Source organism: Pedobacter borealis DSM 19626 (assembly GCF_000708285.2).
Lineage (GTDB): Bacteria > Bacteroidota > Bacteroidia > Sphingobacteriales > Sphingobacteriaceae > Pedobacter > Pedobacter borealis.
This window is the reverse complement of record NZ_JAUG01000185.1, coordinates 1-1654: the sequence shown is the minus strand read 5'-3', so window position 1 is coordinate 1654 and position 1654 is coordinate 1. Positions and strand designations below refer to the sequence as shown.

Sequence of the window (1654 nt, the reverse complement as noted above, 5' to 3'; positions counted from 1 at the left end):
TCTGGTCACTAAGGGAAAAAACGGTAGCGGATTGCATCATCTCATAGGCATAAAAACCTTGACGAACTTTTAATGTGCCGCTACCGCTTTAGGTAATCTGATTTATAATTTAAGCAAAGTAAATACTTGTGATCCTTAAATAAAATATCAAAACAAATCTAAAGGACGATTCTTCGCGGCCTATCAATTCGTTAAAATCCTTTGTCATTCATATTGATTTTAAACAATCAATTGACCTTCAGGGTGACAAAAAGGATTTCCACTTCAATCATGTTTGTTTACGGTTGTCGCTGCTGCTATTTAGTGGTTTGCGCCTTTCTAACGCCTTAAACAAGGATATAATGATCTTGTCCCAGCGGTCAATATCGTTAAGTTAAGGCGAAAACAAAAAAGTATTGTCATCCTGAGCCTGTCGAAGGACAAATGTTTTTTTGTTTTCAACTAGTAAAGGTCTTCGACAGGCTCAGACTGACAACGCCTATGCTTACTTAATGACATTGCTCATCAGGACGGATCATTGGTAGCAACGTTTAGTAAAACAATAAAACATACAAGCACATATTTTAAATACCCACTTGGCATCTTTTTCAAAAGAATTATTACATTTGCACTTAAATAGAAAAAATAATAATTAATCACTCTTGCATTTGTAGAGAAATCGCTTTATATTTGCACCTCTTAATTTTACAATAGATAATATACAGTCATGAAAAGAACATACCAACCTTCGCAAAGAAAGAGAAGAAACAAACACGGCTTCCGCGAAAGAATGGCAACAGCTAACGGCAGACGAGTATTAGCATCACGTCGTGCTAAAGGAAGAAAAAGATTAACGGTTTCTGACGAACGCAAGCATAAAGCATAATTTTTGATTGCTTTTCCGTTAATTCGGGATCGGCAGATCAAAATCTGCAGTTATCAATCAAAAATATATGTACACATTCAGGAAAGAAGAACGGTTATGCAGCAGGAAACATTTAGACCTGTTGTTTAAAAACGGTTCTTCTTTTTTATTATACCCCTTTCGGATTTCCTATCTTTTTGTCGATCAACCAGCTGATGTGCAAGCACAAGTGGTAATCAACGTTCCTAAAAAAAGATATAAACGGGCAGTAGATCGCAATCTGCTCAAGCGCCGTATACGCGAAGCTTATCGCTTAAATAAACAAGATAAATTATATTTGCCTTTACCTACCAATAGGGGATTGCTTTTGATTTCTATTCAGTTCGTAGGTAAAGAAAAATATGATTTTGCCTTTATCGAGAAAAAACTGATTGCTACTTTTAAACGCTTTCAAAATTTAATCCAGCCAAATGAAATTCATCAATAAAATTTTCGGATGGTTTTTTTTAGGTTTAATCAAGGTGTATCAATATGCCATTTCGCCAATGCTGGGCGCAAATTGCAGGTTTACGCCAACTTGCTCGCAGTATGGGATAGAAGCCATTAAAAAGTACGGACCATTTAAAGGTGGTTGGCTAGCACTGAAACGCATTGGCCGTTGTCATCCATGGGGCAAACATGGTCACGATCCTGTTCCTTAGATGGGTTTATTAGTTCAGTTGTTCATTAGTTCATACTACATTCGTCGTTTCGTGGCAGGGTAGATCGAGCAGAAATAATCTTTTAACCTGAGTTCGATAATTATTTGCT

Annotated in this window: 3 protein-coding genes; all 3 read left to right on the top strand. The window is 36.6% G+C overall.

The window, feature by feature from the left end:
* The first annotated feature begins 706 nt into the window (after positions 1 to 706).
* The 3 genes from rpmH to yidD all read left to right on the top strand — a co-directional run bounded on the left by rpmH (position 707) and on the right by yidD (position 1545).
* Positions 707 to 865 (top strand): 50S ribosomal protein L34, encoded by a 159-nt coding sequence (gene rpmH / locus AW17_RS23345; RefSeq protein ID WP_010601723.1) that lies wholly within the window; start codon positions 707 to 709, stop codon positions 863 to 865.
* 67 nt (positions 866 to 932) lie between these two features.
* Positions 933 to 1331 carry a ribonuclease P protein component gene (locus tag AW17_RS23340; RefSeq protein WP_029280776.1) on the top strand — a complete coding sequence of 133 codons (399 nt, stop codon included), beginning with the start codon at positions 933 to 935 and terminating at the stop codon, positions 1329 to 1331.
* The gene (yidD, locus tag AW17_RS23335) at positions 1315 to 1545 is read left to right on the top strand and encodes a membrane protein insertion efficiency factor YidD (protein WP_029280774.1); all 231 of its coding nucleotides are present in this window, start codon (positions 1315 to 1317) and stop codon (positions 1543 to 1545) included. The genes AW17_RS23340 and yidD overlap by 17 nt, the downstream gene beginning before the upstream one ends.
* The last annotated feature ends 109 nt before the right edge of the window (positions 1546 to 1654 follow it).

What these genes read in the sequence shown, in the direction of transcription:
- AW17_RS23340 (WP_029280776.1), top strand. Translation starts at nt 933, where the DNA reads ATGTACACATTCAGGAAAGAAGAACGGTTATGCAGCAGGAAACATTTA.
- rpmH (WP_010601723.1), top strand. Translation starts at nt 707, where the DNA reads ATGAAAAGAACATACCAACCTTCGCAAAGAAAGAGAAGAAACAAACAC.
- yidD (WP_029280774.1), top strand. Translation starts at nt 1,315, where the DNA reads ATGAAATTCATCAATAAAATTTTCGGATGGTTTTTTTTAGGTTTAATC.